Raw genomic sequence first — 19,561 nt, forward strand, 5'->3', positions numbered from 1 at the left:
TATGATGCTCTCCTAAATTATTTTTAATTAATTTCTACTTGGAAATATTCCTTGTGTAGCAATGGAATAATTAATAGTTAAATATGGATTTTGTATACTAATTGGTATGCCTGTACCAGATGGGTCAGTATTACCTGTAATTGCAGTTCCTCCAGTAAAAACGTTATTTGTGGCTCCATTACCAGAGTAAGCAGAAGCTTTTGTGGTTGCAGGGAAGTTTCCTTCTGCAGCAGATTCATCTGCATTTGCAGTAGAAGCTTTTATCTTTACCGCAACATTGGTTAGGGTGTGAACGTGTGCAGGCATATTTGATGTCAATATAGAAACAGAAGTTACTCCTCCAGTTTGTCCCATGACGTAGCTAGCTCCTAATGCGCTCTGTCCTTGACCTACAGGCATGCGCCCTTGTAGATTTGGAAGTTGGAATGTTGTTTGACCATTTCCTCCATAATAAGTACCTATAAGAGAGAATAATGCGGTGTTTTGTGCAATACTTAGTGTTTGACCTTGGCAGGTCGCGTAACCGTTAGGGGCAAAGTTGAATGCTAAAATCTTAATTTCTCCGATAAATGGTTCTGTAGACATAGTTTTTTAGTTTAATTAGTAAAATTCAAAATTAGATTATAATGAAAATATGGATACACGTATTTATACGTGTTTTTTATAATAAACTGTAACTTGTTATTTATCAATAATGTATATGGAGTACTTTAGAAAGTATACACTAAAATTAGAATTTTAATAACTATCATTTTGTTAAATAAAAGTTAAAATAAAAATTATTTTTAACTTTTATTTTGGTTATCTTTTTAGGGATATATTTTTTGTTAAAAGAATAAAAAAACAGTAGTTTAGCGAAAATATTAACAAACCTAAGTTGAATTTTAATTAATTAATAAAATCTAAAATTATGTCAGAAAACAAAACATTAAGAGAAAAAGACACAGAAATTTCTTTAGAAACGGCCGAAAAATGGACGAAAAAATGGAAAGATCCAAAAAATGGAATAGAGGCTAAGAATAAAGTACGTGCCTTTTTAATTCCAAAAATAAATTTAGAAATGGTTTTAGCACAAGGTATTGATGCAGCGAGAGCTTACATTGGAATAAATGATGAGGGAGTACAAACATTAATGCTTGTTGGAACTAGACTAAACAAAGATACTCTTATTTACGAAGACATGTTGCCTAAACCTGGAGATAGTAACCCTGGAAATAGTAAAGATGGAAATGAAACAGCTATACCACCAGCTATATATGATTTTAGCCAGCCATGTCCTCCTCAAGGTGATCCATCTAGTCCATTAAATTAGAAGTGATTTATGTATTCATTTCTTGTTAATTTGGGGTATTTCCTTTTACTGATTAATTTTATTGTATTTGCACTTGGTCTATCTAAGAAACAAAAATCCTATGTGATATTTACAGTCTACCTTTTTTTAATTGTATGTATTCAGATCATTACTCTTGTATTAAGGAAGTTAGGGTTGAATAATCTATTTTTATCACATTTTTATTTTATAGGGCAGTTTATTATGCTTGGCCTTTTTTATTTTAATTTAATAACAGATAAATTTCAGAAAAAAGTAATCAAGATTACAGCCATTTTGGCACTACTAAGTTTGGCTATTCAATATAGTATTAGACCCGATTTGTTTTTTAAGTTCAATTTATATGAAATATTCATTACTTCATTTTTATTATTAATTTTTGCTACATTTCATTTTTACAATATGTTGAATGGTAAAAAGATGTTTTATTATATCAACATAGGTATTATATTGTATTTATTCGGAAGTACTATTTTATTTTTAGTAGGTAATTTATCGGTAACGTTAAGCTCAAAATATTACAAAGTACCTTCACGGATAAATTATATTTTATATGTAATTTTTCAGTTATTTATTTTAGTTGAATGGAAGAGGAGTTTTTATAAAAAGGATGAGGCTAATTTTCTGAATTAGTTTTAATTGATTCAGAAATGATAACTTGTTTGTTTATGAGTATTAAGACGTTTTTCAAATAAAAGGGAAGTGCTATACAAAAAAAAATGTAGCGAAGGAGATACTTCAAATTATATAAAAGATTGATATATTAAAAGTATAGCATTATAAGCTATGAATAAGCTTACAAATAGGAAGTCTTTGTCAAAGTGTATATTTTGTCAAAGATTTTTTTATTTTGAGAGTTTCAATTACCAGATTAAATGCGATACATTTATTCGTAAATTTGCATAAAACTAATAAGAGAAAAACTCAAAATATATGAATTCAAGCCCAATTCCAGAAAGTGAGATTGTAGCTATAATTATTTTTGGATGTTTATCATTCATATTAATGGGAATTGTTTTAGTATTGTTTTTTTATTTTTCAAGAAAGAAAATTATAAAAGAACAATTAGAAAAAAAAGATTTAGAAATCCAATACCAAAAAGATCAGGTTCAAGCTGTTATTATTACACAAGAAGAAGAACGAAAGCGAATCGCACAAGATTTGCATGATGATATTAGTTCCAAACTTAATGTGGTTTCATTAAATAGTTACCTATTACGTACTTCAAATTTAAGCGAAAAAGAAGTAATGGAGATTACTGATAATATTATAGACTTAACTGCTAAGGCACTTGATAATTCTAGAAAAATTGCTCACGGTTTATTTCCTCCAGTTTTAGAAAAATTTGGACTACATGCAGGAATAGAAGAATTATGTTTAGAGTTTGAAAGTAGTAAAGCCGTTAAGGTAGACTATAAAAACAAAATTCAATTCGATGAAAAATACAAAGACAAGCATTTGCATGTTTTTAGAATTTTACAAGAACTGATGAATAATTCTTTACGACATGGTAAGGCAACTCAAATTTCGATTTCTTTTGATGATAAAAATGGTATAAATACAGGATTATATTCTGATAATGGAATTGGTTTTGATAGTAATAATGCAGATAATTTTAAAGGACTTGGTATGAAAAATATAGAAAGTAGAATTTCTTTTTTGAATGGAACTATATCTGTAAATTCATCTGTAAATAACGGTGTTTCAGTAATTTTTACGTTTTAGAATCGATTTTTTATTGTTTAAGTATGCATTTTTTGTATTTTCGCAGGATAAATGCTTTTTCTATGTGTTTTTGACATCTAATTTGTTAAGAATGTGAAAGTTAATTAGTTACATTTGATAAAATGAAAGCCCCGATAAAAATAATTTTAGTTGATGATGAAGTTTTATTTCGTAAAGGAATTATCTTTTTATTGGAACGAGAAGACAATTTTAAAGTTGTTTTTGAAGCGTCAAATGGGAGTGAACTAATATCTTATCTTGATAAAACAACTAGTCAACCTGATATTATTATTATCGATTTAAAAATGCCAGTTTTAAATGGAGTAGAAGCAACCAAAATTATTCATAAAAACTACCCAGATATTAAAATTATTGCTCTAACGAGTTATGATACTAAATCGTTTGTTGCAAATATGTTGCAAGTTGGAGCAGTTTCTTATTTAATAAAGAATACAACACCAAAAGATTTGATATATACAATTAATCAAGTAAGCACAAAGGGATATTATTATAATGAAAATGTTCTTAAAATTATTCAAAGTATTGCCAAAGAGGGTAAAAATACTAGATGTAATTTGGATACCAATTTTCTTTCAGCCCGTGAAATAGAAGTCTTACGTTTGATTTGTTTGCAAAAAAGTACTGCTGAAATAGCAGAAGAACTTTTTATTAGCCCCAGAACTGTAGAAGGGCATCGTAATAATTTATTACTAAAAACAGAGTCTAGAAATACTGCAGGATTAGTTGTTTATGCAATTCAAAACCAAATTGCAGTTCTTGCGAATTGATACTCTTAATTAATTTCACTACTTGCAAGAAATTGAATAGATAAAAAGTAATATAGTATAATTGTTAGTACTAGTAAACAGATGCCTATTTTCCGAAATAAATTTGTATGTTTAGATTTGTTATTTGTTTCATTAAGTTTCATTGCTTGAGTTTTCATATTTAATTATTAGTTGGTTATGTAGAATAACAAATTTAACTAGACTTATTCATGAATTTACGCGTGTTTTTACGTGTTTTTTTGATAATGAAATAAACAATCTTTTAAAATAGTTTCAAATAAAAAAATATAAAATGAAATATTATTTTGCTTACGTTTTCTTCTTTTTATTATCATTTAGTGGCAAGGCTTCGTTTATTTTACTTCCCATGGATGAAACTACACAGCAAAATCATCTAAAGGCATATGGAATTACTTATTGGTGTTTGAGTAAGAATTATAAAGCCAGTTGGTTACTTAATTATAGAGGAGGTTCTTTTTTATTACCAGATGCAGAAGAGATTCGTAAAGAATGTAAAATCCGAGGGGTTAGTTTTGAAATACTTTCTGATAGTGAAGAGAATTCTATTTTAAATGAAATTTCAAGTCCATCTCAAAATATGGAAACTGTTATTCTTGAAAAAGCTCCCAAAATAGCAGTTTATACACCAAAGGGGAAACAACCTTGGGACGATGCAGTAACTTTAGTATTAACATATGCAGAGATTCCATTTACTCCGATTTATGATGAAGAAGTTTTAAGTGATCAGTTATTATTATATGATTGGTTGCATTTGCATCATGAAGATTTTACAGGTCAATATGGTAAATTTTATGCCGCTTATAAAAACACACCATGGTATATTGAGCAAAAGAAAGATACAGAAGCATTGGCAACTAAATTAGGTTATGATAAAGTATCAAAAGAAAAAGGAGCAGTAGCAAAAAAAATTAGAGATTTTGTTATTGGTGGTGGGTTTATGTTTGCAATGTGTTCAGCAACTGATAGTTTTGATATAGCTTTGGCAGCAGATGGAGTTGATATTTGTGAAGCAATGTTTGATGGCGATGCAAGTGAGCCAAACTACCAATCGAAGCTTAATTATGCTAATTCATTTGCTTTTAGAGATTTTACCTTAGAACGTAAACCTGAAGTATATGAGTTTTCAGATATAGATATGACTCCAAAAAGGCGTATTTCAATGGAAAAGGACTATTTTACTTTAATGGAATTTTCAGCAAAATGGGATCCAATTCCGAGTATGTTATGTCAAAATCATACGCAATTAGTAAAAGGATTTATGGGGCAAACGACTTCGTTTGATGCCAATTTTGTTAAATCGAATGCTTTGGTAATGGGAACATGTGAAATTAACGGAGAAGTAAGATATCTTCATGGTGAAAAAGGAAAAGGGATGTTTACTTTTTTTGGAGGTCATGATCCTGAAGATTATCAACATAAAGTAGGTGACCCACCAACAGTTTTAGATTTACATCCAAATTCGCCTGGCTACCGATTAATACTCAATAATGTTCTGTTTCCAGCAGCTAAGAAGAAAAAACTTAAAACTTAATTTAAAGAAAACTCCATCCATATCGGAATGTGATCAGATATCCTTCTTGCTTCTTTCAAAGAATTAAAGTCTTTGTAGAAATGAATTATTCCTTTGTCTATTATTTTAATTTTTGAAGAATGATAAAAAATATTATCATACTCAGAGGCTAAACATTGGTTATTAATACATTTTTGTTTCAAAGAAGTTTTTTGGTTTTCTAAAGTTGGCAAATATCCCATTTTTTTCAATGGATTAAAAACGGTATGTGATTGCGGACAATTAAAATCTCCAACAAAAATTAAGTTTTGATTAGAATATTGCTGAGGTAAAAATTTGAAATATTTAATTTCTGTTTCAGGTTGTTTACTTTTTGTAATTGCATGGAAACTTACAATTGTGAAGTTTTTACCATTCTTTTCAAAAGTAGCAAAGTAAGGCTCTCGATCTATTTGTTTTTCATATTGCTTTTCGAGCCATGGTTTTCCAATTAGTTTCGCCTTGTTAGTTTTCCAGATAAAAGCATACCGTTCTGTTTTGTATGCACTACTACTTGTTGGATTACTTATAGAATAGTCCCATTTAGCTCCTTTGCGATTGAGTTGGTCTACAAGCCTTGCTACAGCTTGAGCACCTCCATAACCAGCTACAACCTCTTGAATTGCAATAATATCATGATTTTTTATAGTGTTGGCTATAAAGTCAATATCTTGTTCTGTTTTTGATTTTCCAAAGTTTTCAATGTTCCACGAGAGTATCTTTGTTTGGGAATATAAGAGTGTAGTTAATAAAAAAAATAGAACAGTAAATTGGATTTTCATTTATAAGTATTAATTTTCAAATATAAAGATTATCCTAGAATTATCTAGTCTTCCCAACCGCAAAGAGTAAGGCCATATCCTTGTGCTTGCTTTATAGAAAGTTTAGTTATTTTTTGTTTACATGAACTTAAACCTCGACAAGACTCCTTGTAATGATATTTTTTTGCACCACTCGCGCCACATGTATACACATTGTTTTCTACAAAATTAAATGAGGTAAGAGTAATAAATAAAACTAATGTAATAAATTTCATGTTTTTTTTGTTTGTTATTATTTAAAATTAATCAACTACGAGGTTATATTCATTTCCGTTTTCGTCTGTAGCTTTTAATCTGCCGTAATCTATCCATTCTACTTTAATGTCAATTTCCTCATCATTATCATTTATAATAATGCCTGCTCCGTATTTCTTTTCAATATTTATAATTCCAGTAACCAAATTCCCATCTTGATCATAGCCATTTACGTCATAAGTATATTCATAATTACCAGATATACCAGTACGATATTCATACTGGTAATTAATATCTTTATGGTAGGTTTTGGCTTCTTCAATAGTAATAGATTTTACATCAGTAGCAGTTATTATTTCTTTGTAAAATGTTTGAGGGGCGTTTTCTTCTACCTTAGGTTGTCCATTTTTGCATCCTAAGATTCCTAAAGTTAGGCAATAGATTGAGATTTTAAATAGTTTCATTGTTTTGTTTTGAAGAATTTTTAAATGCTTCATTTACTTTGTTCGATAAAAAGACATTTCCGAAAATTCCGAGCCCAATTGTTTTGGTCTTACCTTCTGATGTTGCATTAGTAGTGGAAAAAAGGATATAATTATTAGAGGTAATCATTGTATTTACCATATTGTTAATCATAGTTTCACCAAGTAAGTTTCCAAATAGTTTACTTGCTTTAGACCATTTATCATCAGCTTCATTTACATCATTAGCTAATGAGTTTTGTAAATATTCATGTATTTTTGATTTAACTTCTTCTTTATGGCGATTCGTGTCAGGATTTGTGATAATCGCGATTAACAAGATGATTGAGATTCCTATAACTATAAAGTGTTTTGTTTTCATAATTTTTATAGATTAATTATTCTCTTTTTCGTACAATCCAACTGTTTCCAGTAATTCATTTTCAAATTGATAGATATCATCAATACTTTGAATAGCTTGACGAGCTTCATTTTTATTATTGTTAAATAACCCAATATATTTTTTTCCTCCGTTAAGATGTAAACGGCATAATGGTTTTCGGTTATTGTCATCAAGTAGTACTCCAAAATAGGATTGTGTATCGCGAGAAACGATTCTGCTTGTTGGGATTTTTCGTCTAAGTATGGCTATGACTATTCTGAAACCTTCTAATTCTTCTTCGCTGGTAATAATCTTATTGTCTTCAATAATGGTGATCTCTTCAGCTTCTTCTTTTTGCTTCTGACTTTCTTTATTAATTGCCGCATTAAGCCGATCATTTATTTTTTCACTAATAAGCTGATTAAAACCTTTTTGAACTAGTTCTTTAAATTCTTCAACCACTTTTTCTGTTAATCTTCCAGTATATACTTTATTGGCAAAAAGTTTTATAAATTCGTTAGATGGATTTTGTAATTCATTATTAATTTGTTTTTTGATTTCAGTAGTATATTTAAGTAAACTCGCATTATCTACTATTTTGTTTACATCAAAATTAGATTTATGAAATTTGATTATTTCATTTATTGCATTATCTTTTAAATTAGTAATATCAAATTCTAGGAATGGTTTTTCATCCATTTTATTTTTTTCATCTAAATCGGTGAAAAATTGATAAGTAATTCCGTTAGTTAAAAGTGCAAATCGTGTTTTGGTTACATGAAAATATCTAAATAATTGAGAATTATGTATTGTAAGTTTCTCTTTCCAGCTCTTACATTCAATAATTAATATTGGGGCTCCATCCTGAAAAATTGCATAATCGACTTTTTCGCCTTTTTTTAACCCTAAATCGGCAGTGTATTCAGGAACAACTTCTGTCGGATTAAAAGTATCGTAACCAAGTATATTGATAAATGGTAAAATAAAGGCATGTTTAGTAGATTCTTCAGTTTCAATTTTATCTTTTAGTAGATTAATTTTATCTGCTAAGGACTTTAGTTGTGTATTGATTTCCATATTTATTAGTTTAATTTTTTGAATTAAATTATTAATACATCAAACTTAATGTCAATGTATAACAGTTTGTTACGGATTTCCACATTCTGTAAAATAATAAATAAAAATGTCTGTTTTTAAAAGAAGAGTTACAGTATTTCAGAATAAGATTAGATGAGCTGTTCAAAAAAGGTTACACTTTTTTATATCTATTTATAATTGCAAGTATGAGTAGTACGATTTGAAAAATTATTATTGCTGGAATAAATAGTAATCTCCAATCTAGATCAATACATCCCGATACAGAGCCCAAGAATGTTATCCCAAAAGATAATAAAAAACAAAGAAGTGTTGTTTTAAGTATAATTTTGTTTTTGGGAGAGATTCTTTTTGCTAAGAGTTTTCTTGATAGTAGTATAAAATAATTACCCTTCATAAGATTAAATTTGGTTTGCCAAACTTATAAACATACTGTTGAGTATCCTTACGGAAATCCGTAAAGCATAGAGATGAAGAATAATAAAAAGACAGGTTTATATCAAACCTAAATCTTTTGCAATTGCTACGAGATGTGTGGGATTATTAGCTTTAAAGTAAACTTTAAGTTTGTTTATGCGTTTTTCGATAGAACTTTTGCTATTAGGAGTAATACCAACTTCTTTAAATTTAGCTTCCATATGATCCTGAGATACACCTATAGAAAGATATTTGATAAGTTGAATGTCGTAGTTGTCTATTTCATTGGCCGTTTTGTCGCGAAGCATATAATTTAATTCTTGCGAAAGGTATTTTTCATCAGTATCAAAAGCATTTTGTACAGCTTTTTTCAATTCAGGAATACTATTGCGCCCTTTCATTACAAAACCATTGATGTTAAAATTGTCAAATAAAGACTTTATGCGATACGATTTATCTTCTATAGAAAATGCAATTATTTTTATTTCTGGAAATAATTCTCTTACTGCAGCAATAAGTTCTTCACCTGATTTTAAATTGTTTTCGCGATGATCTGGTTTAAAGGATAAATCAGTAATTAATAATTGATAGGGATTGTTTTCATGAGCAGCTCCTCTAATTTTAAGTAAAGCATCATCACAATATTTAGTATATATTATTTCGGGAACATTTAGTTCTTGAAGTACTTGCTTAACTGCAATATCATTAAAATCTATATCTTCTGCTATTAAAACTTTTGTAAACATATATGTGTATTATTTTGGAAATGTGATTTTTACTTTTAATCCTTTGTTAGGTTCAGATTCAAAAGTAAGCGTTCCTTTTATGTTATGAATACGGTTTTCCGCATTCTTAAGACCATTTCTTAAATTCATTTTTCCACTAAAACCAATACCGTTATCAGAATATTGTATTTGTACCTGTTTATCATTTTCTTCAAAGCCAATGACAACAAAAGAACATTGACTGTGTTTTTTCATATTGACTAGTAATTCTTGTAGAACTCGGTAAACTGCAATTTTTTTCTCAGATTGAATTTTTGGCCAATTAATATCATTATTGTCCTTTATAATTACGCTTACTTCATTGCCATTATAGCTAGATAGCATTTCTTTCAGTTCACTTTCGAAGTTTTCTCCAGTATCAATTGTACTGTTTTGTCTTGAAATGTTTCGGGTTCCAGAATATATTGTGTCCAAATTTGAAAGGAGAATTTCTTTATTTTCAGATGAAGACAGATCTTTGGTCTCAGCTAAAACAATGGTATGATAGACCTCGTTGGCTAGTTCATCATGTAGTTTTTTAGAAATTCTAGTTTCCGACTCATAAATAGCAGCAGTTTTTTCTCGTTTTCCTTTAGTCGTTAAATAGTAATAAAGGAAGAAGATAGATCCTAAAACAAGACTAATTATAATGTACAAGGTTAAATTCCTATTTTTTATTTTTTCTAATTGCAATGCATTTTCTGCTTTTTGTGCTTTCAACTTTAGATTTTCTTCTCGATCTAGTTTAGAGTCGTATTTAATTTTTGCAAATTGGTTTTTTGCTTTCTGTCTGGCTTTAATAATACTGTCGTTTATTTTTAAATAGAGGAGGGTTGTTTTCTTTAATTTTTCACCATTAGAGTTTTTGATTAATAAATTTAATGATGATAGACGATCATTTACATTATTAGCTTCGGTTGCTTTTAGATACGCTAGATTTGCATATTCATGAGCAAGCTTGATGTTGTTGTTAGAATATAACTCTGATAAGTGAAGAAAACTGGTAGTTATACCAAAATCATCATTTATATTTTGACGTATTAATTTTGATTGTTCTATATATTCGACTGCTTTTGGATTATCTAATTTGTAGTATGAATACCCTAAATTGTCGAGTATTCGGGCGTGATTTCTAGGATCATTTGCAATGTCTTTCTTTTGACTCAAAGGATATAATATGTTTATTGCTTTTTCATAATTAGTTTTTCCTATATATACTACTGCAATATTATTATTTAAGACGTCTTTTTGCAGACCAATTTCTGCATATTTTATTGCTTGATTATAATTATAGATAGCATCATCATATTCGTTTAATCTTTCATAATTTATGCCTAGATTGTTGTAAACGGCACATTTATAGTAGGGATTGGTTGTTTTTGTAAAAAATGGAATTGCTTCAGTTGCGCTAGTCTCACTACCAGAATAATCTCCTTGAATTTGTTGTGTAACTGCCATTTTTAAATAGGCATAAATTATTCTTTCATTCTCATCAGGCTTGCATTCTAATCTGGATTTATTGTAATAATAAAAAGCACTGTCATATGTTTGATTATTAAAATGCTGATCTGCTAATGCTATATAATTAGTATAGTTGTTTTCTGTTTCTGTGACAGTATCTGTTTTTTTTTCACAGGAAGAAATCGCCAGAACTAAGGTTAAAATTAAAATCGGGAAATGCACTTTGATAAGTTTCATTTCCCGAAAATACTGAAAATTAATTAAATTGTGGTTTATATTTAATTAAGGTAATTAATTATGGTTTTTTCTTTGGAGGAGGAATTGGAGTTTGTCCATTTTGACCATCACCTCCAGAGTCAGATGGGCCATCATCTGGTTTATCTGCCGCTACTGATAATTTATTCTTACTTATTGTATCTTCAATATCATCATTCGTGCAAGATACGAAAGCCAAATTGGCTACTATATAACACGCTACTATAAAAATTCTTTTCATCTTCTTTAAGTTTAAAATTTAGACATAGTTCAGCTTGTTCGATTTGAAATCGAATTTTTAGCTGATTTACAAACCGCACTTTGCGGATTGCTTTTTTAGATTTTTTCTTGGGAAGTGAAGTGGGTGAAACAGTATGATCTTATCTATACTTCCCGAATAAACTCGGTCTTACGGATTCACGCACTTTTTTAAAGAAGTAGTTTTGTACATTTGTTTTAACCTGCAGATTAAACCGGTAACTAATTCTGAGGCAAAGAAATGACAGCTTTGGCAGGGCATTGAGATGAAATTCCAGTAATGCTGATAATTCTGCTGATTGTTGCAAAATGTTTAACAATTCCGATAAATGCTTATGAGTAGAATTACTTTTGAAGAATATAAAAATGCGATAAAAACCAAATACCAAGTTTTTAAGTTGGAAGAACCGACAGGTATTTTACTGAATCCTTCACCAGCACAATTGCGTAATTTATGTTTGATTCTTTTTGACAGATCATTGTCAATAAATGATGAAAATACATTTAGAGTATTCCTAAATGCTAAAGAAGGAGATGATTTAAGAAGAGTTATTGAGAGATTTGAAATTTCAAGATTTCGATCTATTATTTCTTTCTTAACAGGAGAGAAAGAATCGGATAATCCTGCAAGGATTGAATTGGCAGCAATTTTGGTAGATTTTGAGATGAGACCGTATAGTAGGTTTTTAAGAGAAGAATTGGTTGTAAATACACCAAAATCTATTGTGGTAGATATTAACCAATCTATTCCAAAAGAAGGACCATTAATGTTTGGTGATACAAATGTCCTTGCTCAATCTTTTGTTGGAGAGCCAAGTAAGCCAATGTTAAAAACTAAAAGTGGTTTTAAGAAGACCTACCTAGCTGTGCTAGCTGTTATCCTTGTATCTGCAGGACTATTTGCAATTTGGAGTTTTAATGATGATGAAAATTGTATGGTTTGGAATAAGGACCACTATGAGGAAATACCTTGTGAAAAGGTTTCAGATGCAATGACATTGTTTGAACCTATAGTTATTAAGAAAGATGAAAGTTTAATTTCAAACTTCAAAAAAATTAAAGTTTGTGATACAACAAGTTTTTTCAAAATGGGAAAACCTTGTGTTTGGTATGGTAAGTGTTTTGATGGGAACTATGAATATTTTACAGCTCCAGGATTGCATCCCGAAACAGAAAAAACATTAAAGCCTATTACGCAGTATATTATTGATAGGCACATTTTAAAAAAAAGGGAGAATTAATTTCTTACATATAATTCTTATATTGATTTAGTTAATGAAACTAATTCAGAGATTGTTTTTTTTCTCTGTATAAATAAAACATCTTTTATTGTAAATGTGATTTGTTTTTATTTATTTGTAAAACAGGTGTTTATACTCTTTGTTGTGTAGTTTTATTAGTGTTACTTTATTTTAATTATTTCAGCTATATTGATTTATGGACTAATTTGGAACTAGTTTTATTTTAGTTATTGATTAGATTCATCAGTAGGTCTAGTCTTTAGATAGACAGGATTAGATTGTAACATAGAAAGCCTTAGTGATAGTTTAGTCTCAGAGGAATACCACACATAATAACTATATCTTCTTAAATTTTTTTAAGTTCCAAAAACAACTATTTTTTAGATTACTCCAAATTTATTAATAGTATGTGTTTTTTGCAGACACATAGATAATTGCATTTTTTATTTAATAATTTAAACAAGAAGCAATGGACTTAAAAGAAAAACTTAACCAAAAAATTGGCAAACAGCCTGACATTATTCTTATCATCACTGATGAACAAAGAGCTACACAACATTTTCCACCAGGATGGGAGGAGAAAAATCTTCCAACTCTAACTTTTCTTAAAGAAAACGGATTTAGTTTTGATAGAGCATTTTGTAATACATGTATGTGCTCTCCAAGTCGAGCAACACTATTTACAGGGACTTATCCTGCAAAACATGGAGTAAGTCAGACGTTAACTGAAGGAGGACTTTTATCCCCACAAGAGCCAACATTAGATAATACTTTGCCAAATATCATGAATGTACTTTGGGCAGATGGATACGATGTACAATACAGAGGTAAATGGCATATGAGTAAAGGAGTAGCTCCTAATGGTACAAAGACGAATTACGAGAATTTAACAGCCGCAGATATTTCATTATTTGGTGCAATGGGCTGGATTGCCCCAGATGCAGGTGAAGATGTTAATCCTCTTAATTTTGGTGGGGGATATGCTAATCATGATGCCAGATATACAGCTGAGGCAATACAGTATTTGAAAGAAGTAAAGATAAAAAGAGCTGCTGGGAATTATAAACCATACTGTTTGGTCCTTTCATTAGTTAATCCTCATGATGTTTTGGCATATCCTAAATCAGCAGCTACTTCAGGATATCATCCAGATAGTTGGTCAGGTAGAGAGATTGAGCTTCCTGCTACAGTAAATGAAAACTTACTTGAAAACAAAAAGCCAATGGCGCAAGAGCAAATTTTAATTAATATGGCTCTAAGTTTGGGAGCTGTAGCTACATCTGAAGAAAAACTGAATTATATCAATTTTTATGGAAATCTGTTAAGTCATGTTGATAAAGAAATTGGATATCTTATAGAAGAATTATACAAAGAAGATGAAAATGGAAAGAAATTAGCAGACTCAACAATTGTTACCCTGACATCAGATCATGGAGAGATGGGGCTTGCTCATGGAGGATTACGTCAGAAAACGTTTGTTGCATATGAAGAAGCATTACGTGTCCCACTAGTAATTTCAAATCCTATTTTGTTTAAAAATCATAGTATTAGGCAATCGATGGCATTAGCTACATTGGCAGATATTATGCCTACTTTTATTGATATTGCTAATGTGTCAAATCCGCCTATAGGACTTGCAGGAACCAGTTTGTTGCCAATTATGGATACTGGTACGGCTGTTCAGCACAGTATTTTGTTTACTTACGATGATATTAAAGCTGGTTCAAATAGCAATTGGGCGGTTGTAAAAGCTGCTAATCGCATTCGCTGTATAAGAACAGAAAAATGGAAATTCGATTATTACTTTGATGCATCAAGTGCTTATTTCAAACAATACGAGCTATATGATTTAGTAAATGATCCACTAGAAATTAATAATCTAGCTTATGATCCTGGGTATAGTGAAATAAGAATGGAGTTAGAAGAGCAATTACATCAGCTAGAGGTAGACAAACTCTGGGTAAATACTCCGACAGATGTCTTTAACACAGTAAAATTCAACTAAAGATTATTGATGATATAGTAATGTAAAAGGGTAAACTAATTAATAATCTAAAAAAAACATTATGGAACAAAATCTAAATCTAGAAGTTAATGCAGTAAGTTATATGGATTTTAATAATCCAGATGGACAAACAACAATACAAGGAATAAGAGGAGTTACTAACTCAGAAAATGTATATATCACGGCTAGCTTACTCGGAGAAAATAATATCGTTCAAGGATTAATTTACGAAGGAAAGTTAATTGGAAATGGTAACAATGGAAAATGGCATGTCGTTAATTTTCCAAGTACAGCATCAGAGATAGTCACTAATACTTCATGTTATGGACCCAATAATGGACCAGACGGATCTATACAAATTGTAGGGTCATATAAAATAACAACAGCTACAGGGGGATTACCAAGTGGGAATCTTGGGTTTTATTATGAAGGACCTTTGGATGGATCAGGAACTTGGATTAGAATTTCGCCAAACAATGGAAATACTAACAATGTCTTTGTCCATAGTATTATGGGGGGAATTGCAGTTGGAAATTATGATGTAGAGAATGATAAAAACGGGTATGCATTTCTATATGATATAACAACTAAAGAATATACAGAATTTAAGTTGCCAGATTCAATAACTAATACTCTTTATGGGATTTGGTATAATGGCGAAGATAGTTATACATTGGCAGGTGGTTATTCAAGCCATAAATTAGGAAAGCTTAGTCAAGCATTTCTTGTAGATTATAATGGTAAAACTAAAAAGATAAGTAATTTAAAAACATTTAGTTATAAAAACGAAACAGTTTTGTCAATAATCACTCATTTTGAAGGAATTACAGATTCTAAAGACAACGGTTATAATATGCCTGCTGATTGGATAACTTTAAATGGTGATGGTAATGGAGCATCTTTCGTTTCAGTTAGTCGAAATTCAGATGGATCATTTGGAGAAGCAAATTGGATAGATATTGAGTTTCCAGGTTCAAGTGTTACAAGTGCCAACACAGTATATAAAAATAATGTATTAGGGATATATGTAGTCAAGGAAGACACAGATACAAAAGAAATATCTTCTTTTGTGGCAAAAGTAGTCACTGATAAATAGCAAGATCAGAAGGAACCTTTTTATCCATGTATTAAAAAACAAAAAACCCAATCGAAAGATTGGGTTTTTATATAAGTAAGTAATATAAATTGAGTTTATAAAACGTTTATTTTACTTTATTAAGTACTGCTTTGAAAGCTTCAGGGTGATTCATCGCTAAATCTGCAAGAACTTTACGGTTCAATTCGATTCCGTTAGCTTTTACTTTCCCCATGAATTGAGAATAAGACATTCCTTCCAATCTAGCTCCAGCGTTGATACGTTGAATCCATAATGCACGGAAATTTCTTTTATTCACTTTTCTATCACGGTAAGCGTAGCACATTGCTTTCTCTACCGCATTTTTAGCAACTGTCCAAACGTTTTTACGTCTACCAAAGAAACCTTTGGCTTGCTTCATTATCTTTTTTCTTCTTGCTCTTTTAGCAACTGAATTTACTGATCTTGGCATAATTTTTATGTGTTTTTGTAGCTGGCGTCCCGAATTTAATCAAGGGAACTTATCGGCCATACTCCAAGGTTATTTTTAAATGTTTTAACCTAAAGAATTATTAGATAATTCTTAATTGTTGTTTGATGCTTTTCATATCTGTTGAGTGAACTAACGCTGAATGTGTCAAAGCTAATTTACGTTTTTTAGATTTTTTAGTCAAGATGTGACTTTTAAAAGCATGCTTTCTTTTAATCTTTCCAGAACCAGTAACTTTAAAACGTTTCTTGGCGCTAGATTTTGTTTTCATTTTAGGCATTTTTCCTAGTGTTTTAATTTATTCTTACTTACTTATCTTGTTTTCAAGTTTAAGGTTTCAAATTTCAAGTTTCAAGTTGTAAAACTGAATACTGAAACTGTAAACTGAATTTACTTTTTCTTCTTCGGAGCAATGAACATAATCATTCTCTTTCCTTCCAGAACTGGCATAGCTTCTACTTTACCATATTCTTCAAGATCTGTAGCTAGTCTCAATAATAAAATCTGACCTTGATCTTTGTAGATAATAGAACGTCCTTTAAAGAATACAAATGCTTTTAATTTAGCACCTTCTTTAAGGAATTTTTCAGCGTTCTTTCTCTTAAACTCATAATCATGCTCATCAGTCTGAGGACCAAAGCGAATTTCTTTCACTACAACTTGAGTCGATTTTGCTTTCAGGACTTTATCACGTTTCTTTTGTTCGTAAACAAATTTCTTGTAATCCATGATCTTACAAACCGGTGGCTCTGCATTTGGCGAAATTTCAACTAGATCCAATTCAAATTGATCAGCTAGTCGTAGAGCTTCGGCTATTTTATAAACGCCTGGCTCAATGTTTTCGCCTACAAGGCGTACTTCAGGAACACGAATAAGATTGTTTATTCTGTGTGCATCTTTTTTTTCTACGCGAGGTTGGTAACCTCTGTTGCTTCTTATTGCTATGACTTTATAATTTAAGTTAAACTGTAAATACTTTTAATGTCTTTTTTATTTCTTCGTCCACAATTGCGACAAATTCTTCAATTGTAACTGTAATGTTTCCTTTTCCTTCTTGACCATGACGGCGAATAGAAATAGTACCGTTTTTCTCTTCTTCCTCACCTACAATCAGCATAAACGGTAATTTTTGCATTTCTGCATCTCTAATTTTCTTACCTATGGTCTCACTTCTGTTGTCAATTAGGGCGCGAATTTCGTGATTTTCTAGCAAATCTAAAACTTTTTTAGCATATATTTCATATTTCTCGCTCAAAGACAAGATTATAGCCTGTTCTGGCATTAACCAGAGTGGGAAATTTCCTGCAGTGTGTTCTAGTAAAATTGCGATAAAGCGTTCCATCGAACCAAATGGAGCACGGTGAATCATTACAGGTCTATGTAATTCATTGTCAGCTCCTTTATAAGTAAGTTCAAAACGCTCAGGTAAGTTATAGTCAACTTGGATAGTTCCTAATTGCCATTGTCTTCCCAAGGCATCTTTCACCATGAAATCAAGTTTTGGACCGTAAAAAGCGGCTTCACCATATTCAACCACAGTATTTAAGCCTTTGTCAGCTGCTGCATTGATAATAGCATTTTCTGCTTTTTCCCAGTTTTCATCACTACCGATATATTTGTCTCTGTTTTCTTTATCACGCAAAGAAATTTGAGCAGTAAAGTTTTCAAAACCTAAAGAACCAAATACGTAAAGTACTAAGTCGATTACTTTTTTGAATTCCTCGTCTAATTGTTCAGGAGTACAAAAAATATGAGCATCATCTTGAGTAAAGCCACGTACACGAGTTAAACCATGTAATTCCCCACTTTGTTCATATCTATAAACAGTACCAAATTCAGCATAACGCTTAGGTAGATCTTTGTATGACCAAGGTCTCACATTGTAAATTTCACAGTGATGAGGGCAGTTCATAGGTTTCAATAAAAATTCTTCTCCTTCAGCAGGAGTATGAATTGGTTGAAAGCTATCAGCACCATATTTAGCATAGTGACCAGAAGTTACGTATAACTCTTTTTGACCAATATGAGGAGTAACCACTTGTTCGTAACCAGCTTTCTTCTGAGCTTTCTTCAAGAACTGTTCTAATCTATCACGTAAAGCAGCACCTTTAGGTAGCCATAAAGGTAAACCTTGTCCAACTTTTTGAGAGAAAGCAAATAACTCAAGTTCCTTCCCAAGCTTACGGTGATCACGACGTTTTGCCTCTTCAAGAAGTTCTAAATATTCAGTTAAGTCTTTTTGTTTAGGGAAAGAAGTTCCGTAAACACGAGTTAATTGTTTGTTTTTTTCATCACCTCTCCAGTAAGCACCAGCAACACTCATTACTTTCATCGCTTTGATGATTCCAGTATTAGGAATATGGCCACCACGACATAAGTCAGTAAAAGTAGCATGATCGCAGAAAGTGATGGTTCCGTCTTCAAGGTTAGAGATTAATTCAGTTTTGTATTCATTGTCCTTGTATAGTTCTAAAGCTTCAGCTTTGCTTACAGGGCGCATTTTGAATTCATGTTTACCTCTTGAAATTTCAAGAACGCGGTCTTCAATCTTTTTGAAATCAGCATCAGTTATTTTTTGGTCACCAAAATCAACATCGTAATAAAAACCATTTGAGATAGCAGGTCCTAGAGTTAGTTTAATTCCAGGAAAAAGCTCCTCAAGAGCTTGAGCCATTACGTGTGAAGTCGAATGCCAAAAGGCTTTTTTACCTTCAGTGTCATTCCATGTATATAAAATAAGACTACCATCGGTCGTTAGTGGAGTTTCGGTTTCAATAGTTGTACCATTAAAAGAAGCCGAAATCACGTTTCGGGCAAATCCTTCACTAATGCTTTTCGCAACCTCCATAGGAGTTACGCCAGAAGCATACTCTCTAACTGACCCATCGGGTAAAGTAATCTTAATCATTGTTTATAATTTTATGAATGCAAATATAGTGGATTACAAAAATACATACAATATATATGTAGAAGTTTATACTATATATAAGAGTAAAATTTATTAGGAGCTCAATCCCACTATACATTTCAATCTTTTATGCCGAACCCCGTCATAAAAGGATTTCCATTTCTATTGGGGCTAGGGTAGTAGGTTTTATATTATATAAGGGTGTCTAGAGAAGTAAGAGTTGAATAGTATATATATATAGGAAGGATTGTTGTTTCTTATTGTATATAAGGAATAGAATTTACTTTGATTGTTGTTTTAAGGTATTGAGATGAGGTTTA

Annotated in this window: 21 protein-coding genes; 8 read left to right on the forward strand and 13 right to left on the reverse strand. The window is 30.8% G+C overall.

The window, feature by feature from the left end:
* Nucleotides 1-27 precede the first annotated feature (27 nt).
* Nucleotides 28-585 carry a tail fiber protein gene (locus LPB87_RS20040; protein WP_230729105.1) on the reverse strand — a complete coding sequence of 186 codons (558 nt, stop codon included), beginning with the start codon at nucleotides 583-585 and terminating at the stop codon, nucleotides 28-30.
* A gap of 325 nt (nucleotides 586-910) precedes the next feature.
* Here LPB87_RS20040 and LPB87_RS20045 point away from each other — a divergent pair, with 325 nt between their 5' ends.
* From LPB87_RS20045 to LPB87_RS20065, 5 genes are all read left to right on the forward strand, one after another.
* Nucleotides 911-1,312 carry a hypothetical protein gene (locus LPB87_RS20045; protein WP_230729107.1) on the forward strand — a complete coding sequence of 134 codons (402 nt, stop codon included), beginning with the start codon at nucleotides 911-913 and terminating at the stop codon, nucleotides 1,310-1,312.
* Nucleotides 1,313-1,534: 222 nt separating this feature from the next.
* Nucleotides 1,535-1,963: a hypothetical protein gene (locus LPB87_RS20050; protein ID WP_230729108.1), complete on the forward strand. Its 429-nt coding sequence runs from the start codon at nucleotides 1,535-1,537 to the stop codon at nucleotides 1,961-1,963.
* Nucleotides 1,964-2,263: 300 nt separating this feature from the next.
* Nucleotides 2,264-3,055, forward strand: a complete 792-nt coding sequence (locus tag LPB87_RS20055; protein WP_129539521.1) for a histidine kinase — start codon at nucleotides 2,264-2,266, stop codon at nucleotides 3,053-3,055.
* A gap of 122 nt (nucleotides 3,056-3,177) precedes the next feature.
* Nucleotides 3,178-3,843 (forward strand): response regulator transcription factor, encoded by a 666-nt coding sequence (locus tag LPB87_RS20060; RefSeq protein ID WP_129539520.1) that lies wholly within the window; start codon nucleotides 3,178-3,180, stop codon nucleotides 3,841-3,843.
* Between the two features lie 292 nt (nucleotides 3,844-4,135).
* Nucleotides 4,136-5,395 carry an asparagine synthetase B gene (locus LPB87_RS20065; RefSeq protein WP_129539519.1) on the forward strand — a complete coding sequence of 420 codons (1,260 nt, stop codon included), beginning with the start codon at nucleotides 4,136-4,138 and terminating at the stop codon, nucleotides 5,393-5,395.
* Here LPB87_RS20065 and LPB87_RS20070 read toward each other — a convergent pair.
* From LPB87_RS20070 to LPB87_RS20105, 8 genes are all read right to left on the reverse strand, one after another.
* A complete protein-coding gene (locus LPB87_RS20070) occupies nucleotides 5,392-6,195 on the reverse strand; it encodes an endonuclease/exonuclease/phosphatase family protein (protein WP_129539518.1) in 804 nt (267 codons plus the stop codon). The two genes, LPB87_RS20065 and LPB87_RS20070, sit on opposite strands and share 4 nt — an antisense overlap.
* Nucleotides 6,196-6,239: 44 nt before the next feature.
* Nucleotides 6,240-6,449 carry a hypothetical protein gene (locus LPB87_RS20075; RefSeq protein WP_230729110.1) on the reverse strand — a complete coding sequence of 70 codons (210 nt, stop codon included), beginning with the start codon at nucleotides 6,447-6,449 and terminating at the stop codon, nucleotides 6,240-6,242.
* A 27-nt stretch (nucleotides 6,450-6,476) separates the two neighbouring features.
* Complete coding sequence (locus LPB87_RS20080) at nucleotides 6,477-6,893, reverse strand: hypothetical protein (RefSeq protein ID WP_230729111.1); 417 nt, start codon at nucleotides 6,891-6,893, stop codon at nucleotides 6,477-6,479.
* A complete protein-coding gene (locus LPB87_RS20085) occupies nucleotides 6,880-7,272 on the reverse strand; it encodes a DUF4359 domain-containing protein (protein ID WP_230729112.1) in 393 nt (130 codons plus the stop codon). The genes LPB87_RS20080 and LPB87_RS20085 overlap by 14 nt, the downstream gene beginning before the upstream one ends.
* Before the next feature lie 12 nt (nucleotides 7,273-7,284).
* The gene (locus tag LPB87_RS20090) at nucleotides 7,285-8,349 is read right to left on the reverse strand and encodes a type I restriction endonuclease (protein WP_230729113.1); all 1,065 of its coding nucleotides are present in this window, start codon (nucleotides 8,347-8,349) and stop codon (nucleotides 7,285-7,287) included.
* Between the two features lie 512 nt (nucleotides 8,350-8,861).
* On the reverse strand, nucleotides 8,862-9,530 hold the full coding sequence (locus LPB87_RS20095) for a response regulator (protein ID WP_230729114.1): 669 nt from the start codon (nucleotides 9,528-9,530) through the stop codon (nucleotides 8,862-8,864).
* 9 nt (nucleotides 9,531-9,539) lie between these two features.
* Nucleotides 9,540-11,246: a tetratricopeptide repeat-containing sensor histidine kinase gene (locus tag LPB87_RS20100; protein ID WP_230729115.1), complete on the reverse strand. Its 1,707-nt coding sequence runs from the start codon at nucleotides 11,244-11,246 to the stop codon at nucleotides 9,540-9,542.
* 58 nt (nucleotides 11,247-11,304) lie between these two features.
* On the reverse strand, nucleotides 11,305-11,505 hold the full coding sequence (locus tag LPB87_RS20105) for a hypothetical protein (protein WP_230729116.1): 201 nt from the start codon (nucleotides 11,503-11,505) through the stop codon (nucleotides 11,305-11,307).
* Nucleotides 11,506-11,857: 352 nt separating this feature from the next.
* Between LPB87_RS20105 and LPB87_RS20110 the strand changes: the two genes are divergently transcribed.
* The 3 genes from LPB87_RS20110 (at nucleotide 11,858) to LPB87_RS20120 (ending at nucleotide 15,864) form a co-directional block, all read left to right on the forward strand.
* The gene (locus LPB87_RS20110) at nucleotides 11,858-12,763 is read left to right on the forward strand and encodes a hypothetical protein (protein ID WP_230729117.1); all 906 of its coding nucleotides are present in this window, start codon (nucleotides 11,858-11,860) and stop codon (nucleotides 12,761-12,763) included.
* Nucleotides 12,764-13,232: 469 nt separating this feature from the next.
* Nucleotides 13,233-14,768: a sulfatase-like hydrolase/transferase gene (locus tag LPB87_RS20115; protein WP_230729119.1), complete on the forward strand. Its 1,536-nt coding sequence runs from the start codon at nucleotides 13,233-13,235 to the stop codon at nucleotides 14,766-14,768.
* Nucleotides 14,769-14,829: 61 nt separating this feature from the next.
* Entirely contained in the window at nucleotides 14,830-15,864 is a 1,035-nt protein-coding gene (locus tag LPB87_RS20120; protein ID WP_230729120.1) for a hypothetical protein, read from the forward strand.
* A gap of 106 nt (nucleotides 15,865-15,970) precedes the next feature.
* Here LPB87_RS20120 and rplT read toward each other — a convergent pair whose 3' ends face one another.
* The 4 genes from rplT to thrS form a co-directional block, all read right to left on the reverse strand.
* The gene (gene rplT / locus LPB87_RS20125; RefSeq protein WP_035633036.1) at nucleotides 15,971-16,315 is read right to left on the reverse strand and encodes a 50S ribosomal protein L20; all 345 of its coding nucleotides are present in this window, start codon (nucleotides 16,313-16,315) and stop codon (nucleotides 15,971-15,973) included.
* A 100-nt stretch (nucleotides 16,316-16,415) separates the two neighbouring features.
* Nucleotides 16,416-16,613, reverse strand: a complete 198-nt coding sequence (gene rpmI / locus LPB87_RS20130; RefSeq protein ID WP_007810722.1) for a 50S ribosomal protein L35 — start codon at nucleotides 16,611-16,613, stop codon at nucleotides 16,416-16,418.
* A 110-nt stretch (nucleotides 16,614-16,723) separates the two neighbouring features.
* A complete protein-coding gene (gene infC / locus LPB87_RS20135; RefSeq protein WP_129539512.1) occupies nucleotides 16,724-17,272 on the reverse strand; it encodes a translation initiation factor IF-3 in 549 nt (182 codons plus the stop codon).
* A 22-nt stretch (nucleotides 17,273-17,294) separates the two neighbouring features.
* Nucleotides 17,295-19,241 carry a threonine--tRNA ligase gene (gene thrS / locus LPB87_RS20140; protein ID WP_129539511.1) on the reverse strand — a complete coding sequence of 649 codons (1,947 nt, stop codon included), beginning with the start codon at nucleotides 19,239-19,241 and terminating at the stop codon, nucleotides 17,295-17,297.
* Nucleotides 19,242-19,561: the final 320 nt, after the last annotated feature.

The sequence above is a fragment of the Flavobacterium sp. EDS genome (assembly GCF_020991525.1).
GTDB lineage: Bacteria > Bacteroidota > Bacteroidia > Flavobacteriales > Flavobacteriaceae > Flavobacterium.

Bases quoted from the DNA above. Each gene is read 5' to 3' on its own strand.
- LPB87_RS20105 (WP_230729116.1), bottom strand. From the start codon at position 11,505: ATGAAAAGAATTTTTATAGTAGCGTGTTATATAGTAGCCAATTTGGCT.
- LPB87_RS20080 (WP_230729111.1), bottom strand. From the start codon at position 6,893: ATGAAACTATTTAAAATCTCAATCTATTGCCTAACTTTAGGAATCTTA.
- LPB87_RS20045 (WP_230729107.1), top strand. From the start codon at position 911: ATGTCAGAAAACAAAACATTAAGAGAAAAAGACACAGAAATTTCTTTA.
- LPB87_RS20120 (WP_230729120.1), top strand. From the start codon at position 14,830: ATGGAACAAAATCTAAATCTAGAAGTTAATGCAGTAAGTTATATGGAT.
- LPB87_RS20070 (WP_129539518.1), bottom strand. From the start codon at position 6,195: ATGAAAATCCAATTTACTGTTCTATTTTTTTTATTAACTACACTCTTA.
- LPB87_RS20040 (WP_230729105.1), bottom strand. From the start codon at position 585: ATGTCTACAGAACCATTTATCGGAGAAATTAAGATTTTAGCATTCAAC.
- LPB87_RS20110 (WP_230729117.1), top strand. From the start codon at position 11,858: ATGAGTAGAATTACTTTTGAAGAATATAAAAATGCGATAAAAACCAAA.
- LPB87_RS20065 (WP_129539519.1), top strand. From the start codon at position 4,136: ATGAAATATTATTTTGCTTACGTTTTCTTCTTTTTATTATCATTTAGT.
- LPB87_RS20090 (WP_230729113.1), bottom strand. From the start codon at position 8,349: ATGGAAATCAATACACAACTAAAGTCCTTAGCAGATAAAATTAATCTA.
- LPB87_RS20075 (WP_230729110.1), bottom strand. From the start codon at position 6,449: ATGAAATTTATTACATTAGTTTTATTTATTACTCTTACCTCATTTAAT.
- LPB87_RS20050 (WP_230729108.1), top strand. From the start codon at position 1,535: ATGCTTGGCCTTTTTTATTTTAATTTAATAACAGATAAATTTCAGAAA.
- LPB87_RS20100 (WP_230729115.1), bottom strand. From the start codon at position 11,246: ATGAAACTTATCAAAGTGCATTTCCCGATTTTAATTTTAACCTTAGTT.
- LPB87_RS20085 (WP_230729112.1), bottom strand. From the start codon at position 7,272: ATGAAAACAAAACACTTTATAGTTATAGGAATCTCAATCATCTTGTTA.
- LPB87_RS20055 (WP_129539521.1), top strand. From the start codon at position 2,264: ATGAATTCAAGCCCAATTCCAGAAAGTGAGATTGTAGCTATAATTATT.
- LPB87_RS20095 (WP_230729114.1), bottom strand. From the start codon at position 9,530: ATGTTTACAAAAGTTTTAATAGCAGAAGATATAGATTTTAATGATATT.
- thrS (WP_129539511.1), bottom strand. From the start codon at position 19,241: ATGATTAAGATTACTTTACCCGATGGGTCAGTTAGAGAGTATGCTTCT.
- rpmI (WP_007810722.1), bottom strand. From the start codon at position 16,613: ATGCCTAAAATGAAAACAAAATCTAGCGCCAAGAAACGTTTTAAAGTT.
- rplT (WP_035633036.1), bottom strand. From the start codon at position 16,315: ATGCCAAGATCAGTAAATTCAGTTGCTAAAAGAGCAAGAAGAAAAAAG.
- LPB87_RS20115 (WP_230729119.1), top strand. From the start codon at position 13,233: ATGGACTTAAAAGAAAAACTTAACCAAAAAATTGGCAAACAGCCTGAC.
- LPB87_RS20060 (WP_129539520.1), top strand. From the start codon at position 3,178: ATGAAAGCCCCGATAAAAATAATTTTAGTTGATGATGAAGTTTTATTT.